16 protein-coding genes are annotated in these 17,915 nt (G+C 59.7%); all 16 read left to right on the forward strand.

Annotated features, from left to right (window positions below; genetic code table 11):
* Nucleotides 1-1,742: 1,742 nt before the first annotated feature.
* The 16 genes from ACVW1C_RS27355 to hypE all read left to right on the forward strand — a co-directional run bounded on the left by ACVW1C_RS27355 (nt 1,743) and on the right by hypE (nt 17,755).
* Nucleotides 1,743-2,423, forward strand: a complete 681-nt coding sequence (locus ACVW1C_RS27355; RefSeq protein ID WP_456761036.1) for a molybdate ABC transporter permease subunit — start codon at nt 1,743-1,745, stop codon at nt 2,421-2,423.
* A gap of 85 nt (nt 2,424-2,508) precedes the next feature.
* Nucleotides 2,509-3,771, forward strand: coding sequence for a serine hydrolase domain-containing protein (locus tag ACVW1C_RS27360; RefSeq protein WP_456761037.1), 1,263 nt, complete (start codon nt 2,509-2,511; stop codon nt 3,769-3,771).
* 816 nt (nt 3,772-4,587) lie between these two features.
* Nucleotides 4,588-5,679, forward strand: coding sequence for a hydrogenase small subunit (locus ACVW1C_RS27365; protein ID WP_456728325.1), 1,092 nt, complete (start codon nt 4,588-4,590; stop codon nt 5,677-5,679).
* A 23-nt stretch (nt 5,680-5,702) separates the two neighbouring features.
* The gene (locus tag ACVW1C_RS27370) at nt 5,703-7,493 is read left to right on the forward strand and encodes a nickel-dependent hydrogenase large subunit (RefSeq protein WP_456761038.1); all 1,791 of its coding nucleotides are present in this window, start codon (nt 5,703-5,705) and stop codon (nt 7,491-7,493) included.
* 4 nt (nt 7,494-7,497) lie between these two features.
* The gene (cybH, locus tag ACVW1C_RS27375) at nt 7,498-8,217 is read left to right on the forward strand and encodes a Ni/Fe-hydrogenase, b-type cytochrome subunit (RefSeq protein WP_456728323.1); all 720 of its coding nucleotides are present in this window, start codon (nt 7,498-7,500) and stop codon (nt 8,215-8,217) included.
* Nucleotides 8,214-8,813, forward strand: a complete 600-nt coding sequence (locus tag ACVW1C_RS27380; RefSeq protein WP_456728322.1) for a HyaD/HybD family hydrogenase maturation endopeptidase — start codon at nt 8,214-8,216, stop codon at nt 8,811-8,813. The genes cybH and ACVW1C_RS27380 overlap by 4 nt, the downstream gene beginning before the upstream one ends.
* A gap of 16 nt (nt 8,814-8,829) precedes the next feature.
* Nucleotides 8,830-9,120, forward strand: coding sequence for a HypC/HybG/HupF family hydrogenase formation chaperone (locus ACVW1C_RS27385; RefSeq protein WP_456761039.1), 291 nt, complete (start codon nt 8,830-8,832; stop codon nt 9,118-9,120).
* Nucleotides 9,121-9,306: 186 nt separating this feature from the next.
* On the forward strand, nt 9,307-9,732 hold the full coding sequence (locus ACVW1C_RS27390; RefSeq protein WP_456761040.1) for a hypothetical protein: 426 nt from the start codon (nt 9,307-9,309) through the stop codon (nt 9,730-9,732).
* A 20-nt stretch (nt 9,733-9,752) separates the two neighbouring features.
* Complete coding sequence (locus ACVW1C_RS27395; RefSeq protein ID WP_456761041.1) at nt 9,753-10,616, forward strand: hydrogenase expression/formation protein; 864 nt, start codon at nt 9,753-9,755, stop codon at nt 10,614-10,616.
* 85 nt (nt 10,617-10,701) lie between these two features.
* Nucleotides 10,702-11,796 (forward strand): hypothetical protein, encoded by a 1,095-nt coding sequence (locus ACVW1C_RS27400; protein WP_456728318.1) that lies wholly within the window; start codon nt 10,702-10,704, stop codon nt 11,794-11,796.
* On the forward strand, nt 11,789-12,130 hold the full coding sequence (gene hypA, locus ACVW1C_RS27405; protein WP_456734193.1) for a hydrogenase maturation nickel metallochaperone HypA: 342 nt from the start codon (nt 11,789-11,791) through the stop codon (nt 12,128-12,130). Before ACVW1C_RS27400 ends, hypA begins: the two co-directional genes overlap by 8 nt.
* On the forward strand, nt 12,130-13,080 hold the full coding sequence (gene hypB, locus ACVW1C_RS27410; protein WP_456761042.1) for a hydrogenase nickel incorporation protein HypB: 951 nt from the start codon (nt 12,130-12,132) through the stop codon (nt 13,078-13,080). The genes hypA and hypB overlap by 1 nt, the downstream gene beginning before the upstream one ends.
* Entirely contained in the window at nt 13,077-15,335 is a 2,259-nt protein-coding gene (hypF, locus tag ACVW1C_RS27415) for a carbamoyltransferase HypF (RefSeq protein ID WP_456761043.1), read from the forward strand. The genes hypB and hypF overlap by 4 nt, the downstream gene beginning before the upstream one ends.
* Nucleotide 15,336: 1 nt before the next feature.
* Nucleotides 15,337-15,573 carry a HypC/HybG/HupF family hydrogenase formation chaperone gene (locus ACVW1C_RS27420; protein ID WP_456728315.1) on the forward strand — a complete coding sequence of 79 codons (237 nt, stop codon included), beginning with the start codon at nt 15,337-15,339 and terminating at the stop codon, nt 15,571-15,573.
* A complete protein-coding gene (hypD, locus tag ACVW1C_RS27425) occupies nt 15,570-16,712 on the forward strand; it encodes a hydrogenase formation protein HypD (RefSeq protein ID WP_456728314.1) in 1,143 nt (380 codons plus the stop codon). The genes ACVW1C_RS27420 and hypD overlap by 4 nt, the downstream gene beginning before the upstream one ends.
* The gene (hypE, locus tag ACVW1C_RS27430; protein ID WP_456761044.1) at nt 16,709-17,755 is read left to right on the forward strand and encodes a hydrogenase expression/formation protein HypE; all 1,047 of its coding nucleotides are present in this window, start codon (nt 16,709-16,711) and stop codon (nt 17,753-17,755) included. Before hypD ends, hypE begins: the two co-directional genes overlap by 4 nt.
* Nucleotides 17,756-17,915 lie beyond the last annotated feature (160 nt).

Raw genomic sequence — 17,915 nt, forward strand, 5'->3', positions numbered from 1 at the left:
CATCCCAAAGGCAGGCGTTCAGTTACGTTATCTTTTTTCGCTAAGCAAGATATGCACCAGATGCCCGATCTGCGGCGAATCAAGTGCCCGCGGATAAACCGTCTCTCACCGTTGGCTCGGTCCAGGCGCTCCGACCGCGGTCGCAAGCTCGAACATGACATTGCAGCATATTGCGTATCTTTGGTCGGCTGGGCGTAACGCGGGCACGTCTCGACCTAGAAGCTTGGCGTGATCGGTATGCGCCGACTGATGAGGTTGATGCAACACTGCGTGAGATTGGTAAAATCCATAGTTTCGATCGTAGGCATTCACACGATGGAAGTCTGGCACATCGAAGATCTAGAACCCCATATTGCCTCGCAAATCTGTGATGGAGGTGCTACATTTTCGCTAGCGGCAGAGCATGTCCGTTCGCGGGGCATTTGTCTCCAGGTGAAGTGACCGCACAGTTCAGCAGAAGGCGGACATCTGGCTGTGCGCACAAGAGCCCGCAGAGGTCGTCCAAGAAGAGGGAATCTTATGGCCCTTGAAGTCCTGCCGTCTGTTGCCGAGTTCAGCGGCAGCGTGGCCCCTCAAGACCGGCTACCGTCGTCGCTGCTCGACGCGGTTGACCAGAATGGGAACGCCGCACATGCTCTATAGCTCCCGCATGTAGGCGCGCACTGCAGAGCCGCATCGTCGTTTGATGAGAATCTCCGAGCACGGCGCATGCGGCGCGCCGCAAGATGATTGGGCGCGCTGATTCTGTCGTTTTTATCGGATTGTCCAAGCGTGCGCGATGCTTGAGCAACGCGCCTTCACGCCACCATGCGCATCGGGGGAGGGGCTGCCACTATCGTAAATCGCGCAGAGGCGCGCTTCGGCGATTTGGTGCGCAGCGAGTGTGGCGTTTGCGCCATCGACATCGTCAAGACCGACGGTGAGCTTGACCACCGCGACGTCTTCTTCAGCGAGCCGCAGAAACGCGCGAACGAAAAGATCTTTGCGCCCGAGGCACTATCACGGTCGACATACGGCACCGCCCGGACGCTCTGTAGGTTCGCTGCAAACCGTTCTCGGCGGCAGGTCCCGGCCCCTGCACAACGGGCTGCATGCCGGATGAAGGCGTCTCCGCTTGACGGTCGTTTCCGGCAATGTCCAGCAAAGGCATTAATTCCGATGTCCTTGCTAGCAGCCGCGTCCCTATCGTAAATGGGAATGCGGCGGGTTGTGCTCGCGCTCAGCCGCGCCCGCGTTCGAGCGAACTCCAAGTGGCCGGGGCAATTTTCGAAACAGAATCCACTTAAGGATCGCGTCGAGCGATCATTAAGCGCCGTAAGATCCAATAACAACCCTGAGGGCGTCAAACTCTGCCAATCATTGTGCCGTCGCTGTCTGCTCGGGAACAAAGATGCCGGAAACCTGACAGAGCGCAAGACCCACTCCACAGCGAACTCGTCGTCTGTGCGCATTTTCTCCCGTTGAGCCTAGAATGCACCACATTGCGCAAGCGGCACAGGGATTGCTGGATGACAAACGAGGAGCTGCAGCCGTCAGACCGGTCGACGCGGCCCCGTGCAGGAGTTTCCTATGAAGTGTGCGACGCTGCTCTTGCTCGCGAAAACGACGCGCGTCAATGTAGTGGTCGCCGCGAAGGTCCGCACCACTAAGAGGCGCTGCGCGCCCCACGCCTCGGCGCGCCGGATGTGTAGGCGATCACTGCCCCGAGACGGCGACCGTCTCTCACTGGGGGGCTGACGCCTATGGATGCGTTTTCGGCAGAGATTTGGCAATCCGTTGCGCTTACGATCGAGCTTGCCAGCGTGACGACCATCATCCTCTTGGTGATTGGTGCGCCGCTCGCGTGGTGGCTAGCGCGTTCACATACTGTTCTGCGCGAGGCGGTGGCAGCGATCATCACGCTTCTGCTGGTGCTACCGCCGACGGCACTCGGTTTCTGTGTCCTCGTGCTGCTCGGGCCCGCCGGACCGGGGGGGCTTCTCGCTTCTTTCTGGGGCGAGCGCTCGCTCGCCTTTACCTTCGCAGGAATCGTAGTCGGATCGGTGCTCTCGGCGCTGCCTTTGGTGGTGCAGCCGATCCGCAACGCCTTTGTTGCGATGGGCGACCCTCCGCTGGAAGCCGCGGCGCGGGTTTCTCCGTTGCATGCCTTCATTACCATCGGTTTGCCGCTGGCGCGATTGGAGTTTGTCAAAGCCGCTGTGATTGGCTTTGCTCATACGATCGGCACATTCGGTGTCGTGATGATGATCGGCGGCAATATTCCCGGGCGCACCAAGGTGTTGTCGGCCTACGTCATAGACTACGTCCAAGCGTCACGCTGGCGCGAGGCGACTGTAGTTGCGGGCGGTATGGTGATGTTCGCTCTTGCGGTCATCTTCACCTTAGCTCTCCTCGACAGACGCGGTGCCAGGAGAAGCACATGAGCGCAGGCGCGCCAGACCGGATCGAGTGGCTTTCGGCTTGTCAGACCAGACATGCCAGAGCTGGAGCAGCGCGAGCCAGGATAGAATGAACAAGCTTGTTATGGCCGCAGTGGTTGCTGGAATCGGCTTCAATTCAGTGCATTCAGCGCCTCTGCCCGAGGCCATGGCCGATGACGTTGGAGTTTCTCAGCAACGCCTTGCCAAGCTAGACGAGTTCTTCGATCGTGAGATCGAAAGCAAGCGCGTGCCGGGCGCGGTGGTTGCAGTCGCCCGAGACGGCAAGCTGATTCATTACAAGGCGTATGGCCGACTTGATCCTGCAAAAGGATCGTCGATGCGGCTCGATGCGATGTTCGCGCTTGCATCTATGACCAAGCCGATGGTGGCCGTTGCCGGGCTCACCCTCATGGAGCAAGGTCGCCTGCCTCTACGGAGCAGGCTCACGGATTATTACCCGGAATTCGCAAACATGAAGGTCGCGGTGCCACGGCCTGACGGTTCGTTAAAGTATCAAGCGCAGAGTTCTCCGATCTACATCCACGATCTTTATCGGCACACATCAGGTCTCACCTATGGCGCGCCTCCAGATAGTCCAGACCAAGTGGCGCGTCTGTACCCGAATTTTGCAGCCCCGCCGCTAAAGGGTGACAAGCAGACTTTTATCCAGGCCATTACCAAGTTGCCGCTAGCGCACCAACCGGGGACGGAATTCGAATACGGCTTCTCGACCGACGTGCTCGGAGCTGTTGTGGAACAGGTCAGCGGACAACGATTGGGCGACTATCTTGCCAGCAACCTGTGGAAGCCGATCGGGATGCAGGATGCCACTTTCCATTTATCCACATCACAACGCGAGCGCCTCGCGCATCCGTTTCCAGACGACCCGCTGACTGGAAAGCCTCAAGAGATCGAGCTCCTCGAAAGTCCGACAATGTTTGACTGCGGAGGAGCCTGCGCGTTTGCGACCGTCGGTGACTATGTGCGCTTCGGGCAAATGCTGCTAAACGGCGGGGAGCTCGATGGGCAGCGCATTCTCGGCCCGAAGACGGTGCGCCACATGATCTCCAACCACCTCGGGCCGGAGATCAAGAATAAGGTCGCCAATGTGGAGGCGCATCGTGCCGGCTTCGGCTTTGGACTCGGAGTGGCTGTGCGCATAAGCGAGGGTATCTCGGCGGTTCCGGGCAATCCAGGTGAGTTCACCTGGACCGGCGCTTACGGAACACAATTTTTCTGCGACCCGAAGGAGCGTCTGATCGTGGTCGTCGGAACGGCCGCGCCCGGAGAAATCCGGAAGTACTATCGCGAACAAGTCCAGTACATCGTCTATGCTGGAATACTTCGATAATTTGCCCGGCGTTGAACGAGCCCGACGACGGTTTTTGGCTAGTTGGCAACCGGCGTTGCCGCTGGACACCGATGACTGAACGTCAGCGCCCGCTATACTCGGCCAGATTGCGCCGGTGCTAGGAACGAACGCGACGCCTCCGGCATCGCGAAGAGACTCTCGCAGGTGAGTGCGGTGTCGTGATATGCTAAGAGGACCGCGCCTTGCCGTCGATTGGTTCGCGCGATGCACTCCTAGATGATCGCTTCAGAACATCCAGACCTTCGCGCTCGATCCCGTGGTAATGCCGTGCGGCAGCCACATTGAATGACAGACAGATCGGATCGATCCGCCCTGCAAATCAAAGCATGTACGCTGCGCGGCTCGGCATCGCGTTCTGTGCGGCGCTGGGCCGCCACTTTGGCGTGTTTCCGCAGTCGGACTATGACGCGGATCGAACCCGCCATTGGTCCGCAGAGAGCAAGTCTGATTGAGATGGACGGCTGGCGCGGTGCCCGTCAACTGCACCAACTCCTTCAACAATGGGCATGCGCGCGCGTGTTCCGATCGTGCAAAAGTGAGTATGATGTGGTCGCCCTGGATTGGCAAATCATTGTGCAGCTCTGTTGAAGTTCTCACATCGACGTTCAAAGCCCGACATCACTGGTATGACAGGGCTCGACGGTGCGAGCCTGTGGCAGGCTGGCCGGCCCGCCGATAGGGCAAGTGTCGAAAGGCTGGCTTGGCAACCAGTCAAGTGTTGCGCTCCGATGGCCTGTTTCTTGCTGCTGTGTCAGCAGTTCGTTACTGCCGACGACGACTCACATGGAAGGGTTCATGGGTGGGGCAACGGAGACGCTTTACAGCGTGATCAGACGTCAGGGCATCACGCGTCGTAGTTTCCACAAATTCTGCAGTTTGACGGCCGCAAGCTTCGGACTTGGTCCGCTTGCCGCGAGCACTATTGCCGATGCCCTGGAGACCAAACCGCGCGTACCCGTCATCTGGCTGCACGGGCTCGAGTGCACCTGCTGCTCGGAAAGCTTTATCCGCTCGGCCCATCCGCTGATCAAAGACACGCTGCTGTCGATGATTTCGCTCGACTATGACGATACGATCATGGCGGCAGCTGGACACCAGGCTGAAGCCATCCTGGAGGAAGCCCGCGCCAAGTATAAAGGAAAGTATGTGCTTGCGGTCGAAGGTAATCCGCCGCTGAAGCAGGGGGGCATGTTCTGCATTGACGGCGGCAAGCCGTTCGTTGAAAAGCTCAGGTCGATGGCGGAAGAGTCGATGGCGATCATCGCTTGGGGCACGTGTGCGTCCTGGGGATGCGTCCAGGCGGCCAAGCCCAATCCGACTGGCGCTGCGCCGATCGATCAGGTGATCAAGAACAAGCCGATCATCAAGGTGCCCGGGTGTCCGCCTATCGCAGAGGTCATGAGCGGCTTGGTGACTTTCATCACCACGTTCGGAAAGCTTCCGGAGCTCGATCGCCAAGGGCGCCCAAAGATGTTTTATTCCGAGCGCATTCACGACAAATGCTATCGACGTTCCCATTTCGACGCCGGCCAATTCGTCGAAGAGTGGGACGATGAGTGCGCGCGCAAGGGTTATTGCCTCTACAAGATGGGCTGCAAGGGGCCAACCACCTACAATGCCTGTTCGGCCCTTCGGTGGAACGGCGGTGTTTCATTTCCCATTCAATCCGGCCACGGCTGCCTCAGTTGCTCCGAAGACGACTTTTGGGACAAGGGTTCATTTTACGACCGACTCACGACCATCAAGCAGTTCGGCATTGAGAAGAACGCCGATCAGATTGGTATGGCTGCTGCCGGGGTGGTTGGGCTGACCGTCGCCGCCCATGCGGCGGTCACCGCCGTGAAGCGGTTGACCAACAAGCCGGATCGCACAGCTCCACCAAAGTAAACGGAATTGAGAAGAGGGCGACGGTGGCCGGACAGATACCAAATGGGTTCAATCTCGATCGCTCCGGCAAGCGAATTGTCATCGATCCGTTGACGCGCATCGAAGGCCACCTGCGTGTCGAAGCCAATGTCGATGCCGACAACGTGATCCGCAATGCGGTTTCGAGCGGGACGATGTGGCGTGGCATCGAAGTCATCCTGCGCGGGCGCGATCCACGCGACGCCTGGGCGTTTACTGAGCGGATTTGCGGTGTCTGCACCGGCACCCATGCGCTGACCTCCGTGCGCGCGGTTGAGAATGCGTTAAGGATCACGATTCCGGAGAATGCCAATTCGATCCGAAACATGATGCAGCTGTGCTTGCTCGTGCATGATCATCTCGTGCACTTCTACCATCTGCACGCACTCGATTGGGTCGACGTGGTCTCCGCGCTCCAGGCCGCCCCCAAGTCGACCTCCGCGCTGGCGCAGTCCATCTCGCCGTGGCCGTTGTCGTCTCCTGGCTATTTTAAGGATCTGCAGATCAGGCTGACTAAATTCTTCGGATCAGGGCAATTAGGTCCCTTCAAGAACGGTTATTGGGGGCATCCGGCCTACAAGCTTCCAGCGGAGGCGAACCTGATGGCCCTGGCGCATTATTTGGAAGCGCTCGACTTCCAGAAGGAGATCGTCAAAATCCAGGCCGTCTATGGGGGCAAGAATCCGCATCCGAACTGGCTGGTCGGCGGCGTGCCCTGTGCGATCAACATCGACGGAACTGGTGCGGTGGGTGCGCTCAACATGGAGCGCCTTAATCTCGTATCCTCGATCATCGACCGTTCGATCGAGTTTGTCGAGCAGGTCTATCTGCCCGACGTCGCAATGATCGGCTCGTTCTATAAGGATTGGCTCCATGGCGGCGGACTTTCAAGCAAAAGCGTAATGTCCTATGGCGACATCCTCGAAAACGCCAACGACTGTTCTTCGAACAATCTCAAGCTGCCGCGCGGCGTGATCCTTGATGGCAACCTCACGGAGATATTGCCGATCGACCATAGTGATCCGGAGCAGATCCAGGAGTTCGTCACGCATTCGTGGTATAAATACCCGCACGATTGCTGTGGACTGCATCCATGGGATGGCATCACCGAACCGAGTTTCGAGCTCGGGCCAAAAGTCAAGGGCAGTCAGACTGATATCAAGGAACTCGACGAAGGCGGCAAGTATTCGTGGATCAAAGCGCCGCGCTGGCGTGGCCACGCCGTCGAGGTCGGGCCTTTGGCGCGATACATCATCGGCTATGCGCAGGGCAAAGCCGAGTTCAAGGAGCCGGCCGACAGACTGCTCAAGGGACTGAATCTTCCCCTGACGGCGATGTTCTCGACGCTCGGCCGTACCGCGGCGCGGGCACTCGAATGTCAGTGGGCGGCGCATCAGCTGCGTTATTTCCAGGATAAGTTGGTCGCCCACATCAAGGCAGGCAATACGGCAACTGCCAATGTCACAAGATGGAAGCCGGAAACCTGGCCCAAGGAGGCCATGGGCTACGGTTTCGCTGAGGCGCCGCGCGGTGCGCTTGGACACTGGATCAAGATCAAGGACACAAAGATCGACAACTATCAATGTGTCGTGCCGACGACATGGAACGGATCTCCTCGCGATCCCAAGGGCAATATTGGCGCCTTTGAAGCCTCGCTGATCGGCACCCCGTTGGCCGATCCGCTGCGACCCCTGGAGATCTTGCGTACGATCCATTCCTTTGATCCGTGCCTGGCGTGCTCGACCCATGTGATGAGTCTTGACGGCCAAGAGATGGCTTCAGTCAATGTTCGTTAGGGCCATGCTGAACAAGGCTCCGCAGCCTCCCGCTGCCGTCGATGCGGCACCGACCGAGCGCGGCATCGGCCATCGCGGCGCCTACGTTTATGACGCGCCGGTGCGACTGTGGCACTGGGTCAATGCGGCGGCCATTCTGATGTTGGCCTTAACCGGCTATCTGATTGGAACGGGCACACCGGCGATGTCGGGACAAGCAAGCGGCAATTTCCTGTTCGGCTATATCCGATTTGCGCATTTCTCTGCGGGATATGTCCTCAGCGTCGGCTTTGTTCTGCGCATTTACTCGGCCCTGATTGGAAATCGACATGCCACGCAGATCTTTTGTGTTCCGCTCTGGCGCGGGTGCTTTTGGCGCGAGGTGCACCACGAGATTCGCCGGTACGGGTTCCTTGCAGTTGAGCCCGACAGACGCGTCGGGCACAACCCCCTGGCTCAGCTCGCAATGTTCCTTATGTTTACGCAAACGATCACGTTCATGATCGTCACAGGCTTTGCACTTTATGGGCAGGGCGCCGGTAGCGACAGTTGGCAGGACAGGCTGTTCGGCTGGGTGTTTTCAATCTGGCCGAATAGCCAGGACGTCCATACCTGGCATCATCTGGGCCTGTGGGTGATCTTGGTCTTTGTTCTGGTTCACATCTACGCAGTGATCCGAGAGGACATCATGTCGCGCCGGAGCATCTCCTCCATGATTTCGGGTGAGCGCGAGTTTCGCGATTGAATAGCACGCGGTTACTAGTTCCGGAGAACAAGCAACGGATCCTTGTGCTTGGCATCGGCAATATCCTGTGGGCCGATGAGGGGTTCGGCGTGCGGGCGGTAGAGGAGTTCCATCGCCGCTATGTAGTCGCTGACAACGTCACCATCCTTGATGGCGGCACGCAGGGGCTCTACCTCGTGAGTTATCTTGAGCAGGCCGATTGCCTGATCGTGTTCGATGCCATCGACTTTGCACTCCCGCCCGGAGAGTTGAAGCTCATGCGGGATGCCGAGGTGCCAAAATTTGCTGGTGCCAAGAAGATAAGTCTACATCAGACCGGCTTTCAGGAGGTCTTGAGCGCGGCCGATCTGCTTGGTCGCTGCCCGCGAGACCTCGCTCTCATCGGATGTCAGGCGCTGGACCTGCAGCACTGGGGCGGTCCGCTGACGGCTCCGGTGCGCTTCCAGATTGCGCCGGCGATCGAATTGGCTTGCAAACTCCTGGCGCAGTGGGGCTCGCCGGCCGCACCGCGAACGGCGCCGCTGCCTGCATCAGAACGGCTGTTGGCGAACAATATCGACCATGCAAGTTATGAGATGGGAGCGCAGCCGATCTAGCGGCCCGCGATTGATCATGTGCCTTGGCTTACCAATGATGATTGTTGAGACGGACGGCATCACGGCACTTTGTGAGTATCGCAACGAACAGCGGCGTGTCTCGGTCATGCTGCTCTACTGCGCCCCGGTCGGTGCCAGGGTGCTCGTTCATATCGACACCGCCGTGCGACTCTTGAATGAGGATGAAGCAAGACTGATCTCGGAAGCACTCGACGGGCTTGACGCCAGCCGTAACGGCCAGGACTGCGGCCCCTTCTTTGCGGACCTGGTCGGTCGTGAGCCGCAATTGCCCGAGCATCTACGTTAGCGGTTCTGCTGCGGATGTTGCGGTGACTAAGCCTGCTCGCGAATCGATCAATCGCGCGCACCTTCCGCATGGAAAGGTCAATGCTTCGAGCGATGATTCCAGTCTCCCTCACAGCGCGACGATGATTGGCACGTGCCTTGCTACATCTCACCTAGCTCAAACCAAGGACTATCTGAAGGGAGTCTGATGAAGTTCCAGCCGGCGCGGCATGATCTCGCAACCTGTCCGTCCGAGGTGGAGAGCATCAGCGCGCATGCACGCCTGGCCACGCACGCTTCCGCGAGCGCGCCCGAAGTGCTGCTGGCGGTCGCTGCCATGCATTCGCTCCGGGCCGTCCATGTCGCATTATCCCTTCCTGAATTGATCAAGGCTTTAATTGATCAAGGCTTCTCGGCGTTGCGTGCAAGGCGCAGGGCCTGCGCATGCGTTGACCGGAAAGCTGGTCAAAAGACTCGGCCCGCGTCGTCGATCGACACCAATTTGTGCCATCGGCACGATACGCTCTGCCTGATCGGCAGGCGCCTGGTCCGTTTGGTCAAGATGAACCGCATCGTCGTACCGATCGTTTGGCTGTACGCGGGTAGCATTTGTGCCGGCTATGCCTCCCGATAGATCCAACGGGACATCGTATCATGAAAACAGCGGTCCGCGTCGTATCCGGGGACGTCGAGCAGGTGGTGAGCAAGTCTGCCAGGGGGACGGAAAGTCTCGATGTATTCCATCGCGGCCTGACGACTATGGAGGCGGTAGTCAAGCGCGCCCAGCGCGACGGCAACGAGCTTGCAAGGAACTATCCGAATGTCACGGTGCTGTTGTCGAATGTCGCCGCTGCCGCTCGCGGCCAGAGGCAGAGCACTCGGACGCAGCTGTACGGACTCGCCAATCTCAGCGAGCTCGAGCGCAAGCTGATTGGCGAGGTGCTCGGGGAGGGCGAGGTCGCCGGCGTGGTCGCGCTGCCAGATGGCTCTTTTGCGCAACTCCGGGAGACGGTCCTTGCAGGAATCTGGCGCGTGCGTATCGGGTCCGAGCCGACGCACGAATATGTCGAGGTTGGGGCAATCCCGCAGATTGTGCAGCGCGCCGCAACTGAGTTGACGTCTGCCGACTTTCCGATCGGCGCGGCGCCGGACGGCGCCATGAACGTGCTCGCGGTACTTGCGGAAATACGCGAGCGGGCGCGTGTCTGGCGGTCAGGCATGCGGGCGCATGTTATCAATCTGACGTTGCTGCCGATGAGTGCTGTTGACATGGCGTTCCTGCAGCAAAGTTTGGGCAATGGTCCGGTCCAGCTCATCTTCCGCGGTTACGGCACATGCCGCGTGCAGGCGACCGGGGTGAGGAACGTCTGGTCGGTACAGTACTTCAATTCTTTGGACGACGTCATCCTCGATACGGTGGAGGTGGGAGACGTGCCGATCGTAGCCTTGGCTGCTGACGAGGATTTCGAGGACTCCGCCGGGCGCCTGCAGGCAATTATGGAGGCGTACCTCACATGAAGAACTTAAAGATACTCGAAATCCAGCGGGATCTCGCAGACAGCGCGGCTGCCGTTCCGCGCAAGCTAATGACGCAGCGGTGCATATGAGCTTCGCGATCCGCAACAAAATCGATGTCACGGTCTGGCTTGCTGCCGACGTAATTGCCGCGGTCGAGATCCTGCCACGAGCCCGGCCACTGCTGGCGCGGCTGTTCGCCGGCAGACCGGCTTCGTCGCTGCTCAAACAGATCCCCCGGCTCTTCGCATTGTGTGCTGTTGCGCAACAAACCGCGCTGCTGTTTGCGATCGAGACGGCGCGGGACGAAGCGATTACCCGCACGACGAAACAGCATCGTATTGCGCTGGTCGTTGCCGAGCGCATCGCGGAATTGCTGCGGGGCCTCTTGGTCGGACACCTTGCGCAGGACATCGCCGGTGCCGCCGCGATTCGTTCCGTGATGCAGGGAATGTCCGCACTTATCGGCAGCGGACAACCGGCCTGCGGTGCTGCTCGACGCGAAGCGACGGCAAGAATTGTGGCTGGGCTGGCCGCGATCGGCATGCCGAACGGAGATGGCGCGCCCAGGCCCGGCAGCCCATTGGCAATTCGTATAGCCGCGCTGGACGAGATCGACTTGAAATCGATCCGGATCGCGCACTCGTTCCTGTCCGTTGCCGACGACCGAAACATCATTGAACGGCTGCTCGGCGATGATCCGACATTTTGTCATTGTCCCGACCTTGGGGGGCGCGCGCCCGAGACGGGTCCATGGGCACGCCAAATGACGCGTGATCGGCTCTGGCTGGGTCGGTCGGGTGCGGTCGAGCGGCTGAAGGCCAGAATTGCAGAGATCGTTCGGCTCTGCGATTGGCTCAAGTCCGGCGCTCATATCGACTCAGCGGAGCCTGGGATCATCGAAAGCTACCGGTTGGGTTCGGGACGCGCCGCGACCGCGGTCGAATGCGCCAGGGGCAGGCTCTATCACGCGGTTGAGCTTGATCCTCAGGGCCAGATATGCCGCTTCGAATTTCTTGCTCCGACGGAATGGAATTTCCATAGGAGCGGACCGGTTGTCCGGAACCTGCAGGGCGCGGCGCTGACGGCGAGACGGCATCAGAAAGCGGTTCGTGCGGTGATTGAATCGCTCGACCCCTGTGTCGGATTCACACTCAGGTTTCGCAAAGTTGAAGATGCATGAAATGGCGGTTTGTCTGGGCATCATCCAAATCGTCGAGGAGGAGGTGCGTCACCGATCGTTGTCGCGGGTGCGGAGCATCTGTCTCGAAATCGGGGCGCTCAGCCATGTCGCGCCTGATGCGATCAGGTTCTGCTTTGCTGTCGTTGCAACGCGAACGATTGCCGAGGGGGCAGCTCTTGAGATCCTCGAACTCCCGGGGGTCGCCTGGTGCATGAGCTGTTCTAGCAGTGTCGAAATTGCTCGCCGCGGTGACCCCTGTCCTTGCTGCGGGAGCTACCAGTTGCAAGTAACCGGCGGCGAACAGATGCGAGTGAAAGAACTGGAGATCGATTGATGTGTACCGTTTGCGGTTGCAGCCAAGCGACGTCTTCGTTCGAACTTGCCAGAGGGCGTGATCCGGAGAGCCAAGGCCGTTGCTGTCCTCATAAGCAGAACGATGGCGAGCGCCATGACGCGCATTTTCACGGCGACGAGAGGGTGCAGCATTCGTCCCATGCCCGCCACGGTCATGATCTCGAACATTATCAGAGTGATGGTGGTCGGCAAGCGCTTCTGAGCTGCGGCGCCGGCCCAGCTGGATTGAAGGTCAAGGGCACGAGCCGCGAACGCATCATTTGGGTCGAGCGTGACATCCTCGGCAAGAACAATGCGATCGCGGCCGCCAACCGGACGCTCTTTGCGGCCGATGAGCTGCTGGTATTTAATCTTATGTCGAGTCCCGGTGCGGGCAAAACCTCGTTGCTCGTCCGCGCCGTATCCGAGCTCAAGCTCAGCTATCCGACCGGAGTCATCGAGGGCGATCAGCAGACCTCAAACGATGCCGAACGCATTCGAGCGGCCGGTGTGCCAGCTATTCAAGTCAATACGGGTAAGGGGTGCCATCTCGATGCTGCAATGATTGGCGAGGCTTATCGCCGCTTGCCGCGGCTCACGCGCGGTATTCTCTTCATCGAGAACGTCGGTAACCTAGTCTGTCCCGCGGCCTTCGATCTTGGCGAGGCCTGCAAGATCGTTGTGTTGTCGATGACCGAAGGTGAAGACAAGCCGCTGAAATATCCCGATATGTTCGCGGCTTCTTCACTCATGGTGATCAACAAGATCGATCTGGCCTCACTGCTTGAGTGCGATCTGGACAAGACCATTGGATATGCCAGACGCGCCAACCCAAAGATCGAAGTGCTCACGGTCTCGGCCCGTACCGGCGAGGGTTTTGGCGCGCTCTACGCTTGGATCGATAGACAGGTGGCCCACCAAAGGCAGGCCGTAGAGGACGCCAGGCGATGAGCGCCGCAACCATTTGCGACCAAACACGACTGCGCGTGCGCGTGAGCGGAGCGGTGCAAGGGGTCGGCTTTCGTCCTTACGTCTATGGCCTCGCTACGCGGTACGGATTGGCGGGATTTGTCGCCAACGGCCCGGAGGGCGTCACAATCGAAGTCGAAGGTGGCCGTGCGTCAGAATTTCTTGCCACATTGCCGCTCGAGGCGCCTCCGTTGGCGCGCATCGACCACATCTGCGTTCAGGAGACAGCGGCGCTCGCGACAGAAAACTTTTCGATCGGCGCGAGCGAAGGCGGAAAATTGTCAACGCACATTATCGCCGACGCCGCGACCTGCGGGCAATGCCTCAGCGAGCTATTCGATCCACAGAATCGCCATTACCTTTATCCCTTCATTAGTTGCTCCCATTGTGGTCCACGCTACACTATTGCCGGGCGGCTCCCATACGATCGCCACAACACGGTGATGAAGGCGTTCAGGCTGTGCGCCGCCTGCACGGCCGAATATGCGGATCCGGCGAGCCGCAGGTTTCATGCGGAGGCGATCGCGTGTCCAGAATGCGGCCCTCGGCTTAGCCATGGGATCAACGCCATTGTCGCTGCAATCGCAGGCGGTCAAGTCATAGCCATAAAGGGTCTCGGCGGCTACCAGCTCCTCTGCGATGCCCGTAACCAGGACGCTGTGCAGCGCCTGCGCAGCAGAAAGCAGCGCCGTCAGAAGCCGTTTGCAGTTATGCTCGGTTCCATAGAGTGCGTCAACGAGATCGCGGAAGCGAACGCTCTCGAGCTCGCCCTACTCGAATCCGCAGCGCGGCCCATTGTGCTCTTAACTTCGCGCAAATGTCTGGCGCCCGCCATAGCGCCCGGCTTGTCTCGCGTTGGCGTCATGTTACCTGTAGCCCCGCTGCATCATCTGATCTTTCATGCGCTTCGCTCGACAGGAGCGTGGATTGCGGAACCAAGCCCGGCCATTGTCGTCACCAGTGCCAATCCTTGCGGCGAGCCGCTCCTGATCGACAACGCGCAGGCGGAGCGCCGACTCGAGGCGATCGCCGACCTTGTCGTGACCCATGATCGGGATATTTTAACGCGTGCTGATGACTCCGTGGTCGCGGTGGTGGCTGGCCGCTCCCAATTCATTCGTCGCGCTCGTGGCTATGCTCCCGAACCGATCCAGCTCGCGCAATCTGTGCCGCCCGTGCTCGCCGTCGGCGGCGCGCTGAAATCGACCGTCACCATCACGCGCGACAACCAAGCGTTCGTTTCCCAACATATTGGCGATCTCAATACGCCCGAAGGCATCCGTGTGTTCGAGGGGACGATCCAACACCTTACATCGATCCTTGACGTAGAGCCTGTCGTCATCGCTCATGATCTGCATCCCGACATGGCATCCACCCGCTTTGCGCAAGCAAGCGGCCGCGCGCTGATTGCAGTCCAGCACCACCACGCACACGCCGCCGCCGTGATCGCTGAACATGGCCATGCGGGACCGGCGCTAGCTCTGGTGCTCGACGGCCATGGCGTTGGCTCGGATACTGGTAACTGGGGTGGCGAGCTATTGTTGTGCGAAGGCGCGATGTGCCGACGCATCGGGCATCTCGCGCCGCTGCAAATGCCTGGTGGTGATCGCGCATCCCGTGAGCCGTGGCGCATGGCGAGCGCGATACTACACTGGCTCGGACGGGGTAACGAAATCGCGCCGCGCTTTGCAGCGCAACGGCAAGCTCGATGTATCTCGGCCTTGCTCGATCAGTCGGGCGGGGCCACCACCACCAGCGCGGGCCGGCTATTCGACGCGGTGGCGGCGCTGCTGGGGATTGTGAGTTGGCAGAGCTATGAAGGAGAAGCCGCGATCAAGCTTGAGGCGCTAGTGCGGCGGACTGCGATTCTAGAGGCCGGGTGGACGATCGATGGTGGCGTTCTGTCGCTTCGTCCGCTGTTTGCGCGGTTGATTGCGGACGACATTGACGCTGCGGGCGGAGCCGGCTTGTTTCATGGCACCTTCGCCGCTGCCTGCGTTGACTGGGTCATGCGCTCCGCGCGGACAACCGGCGTCAATACCGTCGTTCTGAGCGGAGGCTGCTTTCAGAACGCGATACTGATGGATGAAATCTGGCGCGGGTGCTGCGCTGCCGGCCTGACCCCGCTGGTGCCACAGCGGGTGCCGCCCAACGACGGTGGTTTGAGCCTTGGCCAAGCCTGGATTGCCGCTTTGCAGATTGCTGAACAGTCGTCCGCCAGCGAAGGGAGAGGCTGATATGTGTCTTTCGGTTCCGGCAAAGATCGTAAAAATTCTTCCTGACCACATGGCCGCCGTGTGCATCGATGGTGTTAGCCTGGAGATATCGATTGCTCTTATCGACGAGCTCGACGTCGGTGATCACGTCCTTGTCCATGTTGGGTATGCGCTGGCCAAGATCGATCCGATAGAAGCCACGCGCACGCTGGAGCTCCTGCAGGAGCTAGGCAGCACAGGGCAGGAACTCCGGCCATGAGATATACCGACGAATTTCGCGACAAGACCCTTGCGCAGGGGCTCGCCGCTGCGATTAGCGCCGAAGCCGATCGGCAAAAAGCCTATCGGTTCATGGAATTCTGCGGTGGACACACTCATGCGATATCACGCTATGGCCTTGAGGATCTGCTGCCCGCGAATGTGCGCATGATCCACGGGCCCGGTTGTCCGGTCTGTGTTCTACCTGCCAGCCGGATCGACATGGCGATTCGTCTCGTCGAGCGGCCGGAGGTCACCCTTTGCGTCTACGGCGATCTGATACGGGCGCCCGGCTCGCAAGGACAGTCCCTGTTGCGAGCCAAGGCGCTCGGCGCAGACATCCGGATGGTGTACTCGACGCTCGACGTTATCCGGATCGCCGAACAGGCGCCGAGCCGCGAGGTCGTGTTCTTTGCCATCGGATTTGAGACCACGACACCCCCGACGGCCGTGATGATCCGGATAGCCGAGAAGAAGCGGCTGAAGAGCCTTAGCGTGTTCTGCAACCACGTGCTTACACCCTCTGCGATGCAGAGCATTCTCGAGAACCCGAAGATCCGCAATATCGGCGGGGCTGCAATCGACGGTTTCGTCGGGCCTGCACATGTCAGCACGATCATCGGGACGCAGCCTTACGAGCTCCTGGCGGAACAATTCGGCAAGCCGATCGTGATCGCGGGATTTGAACCGCTCGACGTGATGCAGGCGATCCTGATGCTGGTGCGACAGGTGAACGAAGACCGCTACGACGTGGAGAACCAATACAGCCGTGCAGTGAGGCGTGAAGGCAATCGGCGCGCCAAAGACGAGGTCTCGCAGGCATTCGAACCGCGTGAGCAGTTCGAATGGCGCGGGCTCGGTTTCGTACCAAATAGTGGACTGAAGCTGAAGCAGGCCTACGCGCGGTTCGACGCGGAGGCGCGTTTTGCGATGCACGAACTGCGGGTCGCCGACAATCCGGCGTGCGAGTGCTGCGCCATCCTGCGCGGCGCCAAGCGGCCAGTCGATTGCAAGCTGTTTGGAACCCTCTGCACGCCGGAAACTCCCATAGGATCCTGCATGGTCTCATCGGAAGGCGCCTGTGCGGCGTATTGGACATATGGCCGGGTTCGCGATGATCAGGTGAGGCGAACGTCATGAGCGTACAGGGCTATCAACGCAAGCTCGATATCGAGAACGGACGCGTTGATCTTTCCCATGGGGCCGGGGGACGAGCCATGGCACAGCTGATCTCCAGCCTTTTTCACCGAGCCTTCGGTAATGAATGGCTTGCCCGCTGCAATGATCAATCGGCCTTTGACGTTGCGACGGGTAAAATGGTGATGACGACCGACGGTTATGTGGTTTCGCCGCTGTTCTTTCCTGGCGGCAATATCGGCTCACTCGCTGTGCACGGGACGATCAACGACGTCGTGATGTCCGGCGCGCGCCCTCTCTATCTGTCGGCCAGCTTCATCATTGAGGAGGGGTTCCCGCTGTCTGATCTGAAGACGATTGCGGATTCGATGGGCGCGGCAGCACGCGGCGCGGGCGTCTACATCATTGCGGGGGACACTAAGGTCGTCGAGCGCGGCAAGGCTGATGGTCTGTTTATCTCCACGACCGGAATCGGGGCTCTGGCCCATGGGTTCGATCTCTCCGCCGATAAGGCTATGGTCGGGGACCGTGTGTTGGTGTCCGGCAGCCTTGGCGACCATGGCGTGGCGATCATGTCAAAACGCCAGAACGTCGCGTTTCAAACCGAGATCGTGTCGGATTCCGCAGCGCTACATGACCTTGTCGCCGTTATGATTGCGGCTGGCGGCGCCGGCATCCGGGTGATGCGCGACCCCACGCGCGGCGGTCTTGCCGCAACCCTCAACGAAATTGCGCATCAATCGGGCCTTGGCTTCCGTCTACAGGAAGTAGCCATTCCGGTGAAGGCAGCGGTCGCGGCAACCTGCGAACTCCTTGGGCTTGATCCGATCCATGTCGCCAATGAGGGCAAGCTCGTTGCGATCGTCGCGCCCGATTTGGCCGATGCAGTGCTTGCAGCTATGAAGGCGCATCCGCTCGGACGCGATGCTGCTGATATTGGCGAGACGGTAGCTGACGATCACAAATTTGTGCAGATAGCGACCAGTTTCGGCGGCGGACGGATCGTCGATTGGTTGTCAGGCGAACAGTTGCCTCGGATATGTTGAACAATCCACGCCCATTTGCGACGAGCATGAAGGCGTCAAGCGTGCGCATCTAAGAATCAGATTGATGATCAATGGTCATTTGGCCATCAGCGGTGGCAAGCAATCCAGCCGCTGGGCAAATCCTGCCTCACTGGCAGACTACGTTGTTCGCTCTTTAACA

The organism is Bradyrhizobium sp. USDA 4011, from assembly GCF_054063415.1.

Coding starts and splice junctions, on each gene's coding strand:
- ACVW1C_RS27365 (WP_456728325.1), top strand. CDS start 4,588: ATGGGTGGGGCAACGGAGACGCTTTACAGCGTGATCAGACGTCAGGGC.
- ACVW1C_RS27385 (WP_456761039.1), top strand. CDS start 8,830: ATGTGCCTTGGCTTACCAATGATGATTGTTGAGACGGACGGCATCACG.
- ACVW1C_RS27360 (WP_456761037.1), top strand. CDS start 2,509: ATGAACAAGCTTGTTATGGCCGCAGTGGTTGCTGGAATCGGCTTCAAT.
- hypF (WP_456761043.1), top strand. CDS start 13,077: ATGAGCGCCGCAACCATTTGCGACCAAACACGACTGCGCGTGCGCGTG.
- ACVW1C_RS27390 (WP_456761040.1), top strand. CDS start 9,307: ATGAAGTTCCAGCCGGCGCGGCATGATCTCGCAACCTGTCCGTCCGAG.
- hypE (WP_456761044.1), top strand. CDS start 16,709: ATGAGCGTACAGGGCTATCAACGCAAGCTCGATATCGAGAACGGACGC.
- hypD (WP_456728314.1), top strand. CDS start 15,570: ATGAGATATACCGACGAATTTCGCGACAAGACCCTTGCGCAGGGGCTC.
- ACVW1C_RS27395 (WP_456761041.1), top strand. CDS start 9,753: ATGAAAACAGCGGTCCGCGTCGTATCCGGGGACGTCGAGCAGGTGGTG.
- ACVW1C_RS27420 (WP_456728315.1), top strand. CDS start 15,337: ATGTGTCTTTCGGTTCCGGCAAAGATCGTAAAAATTCTTCCTGACCAC.
- ACVW1C_RS27355 (WP_456761036.1), top strand. CDS start 1,743: ATGGATGCGTTTTCGGCAGAGATTTGGCAATCCGTTGCGCTTACGATC.
- hypB (WP_456761042.1), top strand. CDS start 12,130: ATGTGTACCGTTTGCGGTTGCAGCCAAGCGACGTCTTCGTTCGAACTT.
- ACVW1C_RS27400 (WP_456728318.1), top strand. CDS start 10,702: ATGAGCTTCGCGATCCGCAACAAAATCGATGTCACGGTCTGGCTTGCT.
- hypA (WP_456734193.1), top strand. CDS start 11,789: ATGCATGAAATGGCGGTTTGTCTGGGCATCATCCAAATCGTCGAGGAG.
- cybH (WP_456728323.1), top strand. CDS start 7,498: ATGCTGAACAAGGCTCCGCAGCCTCCCGCTGCCGTCGATGCGGCACCG.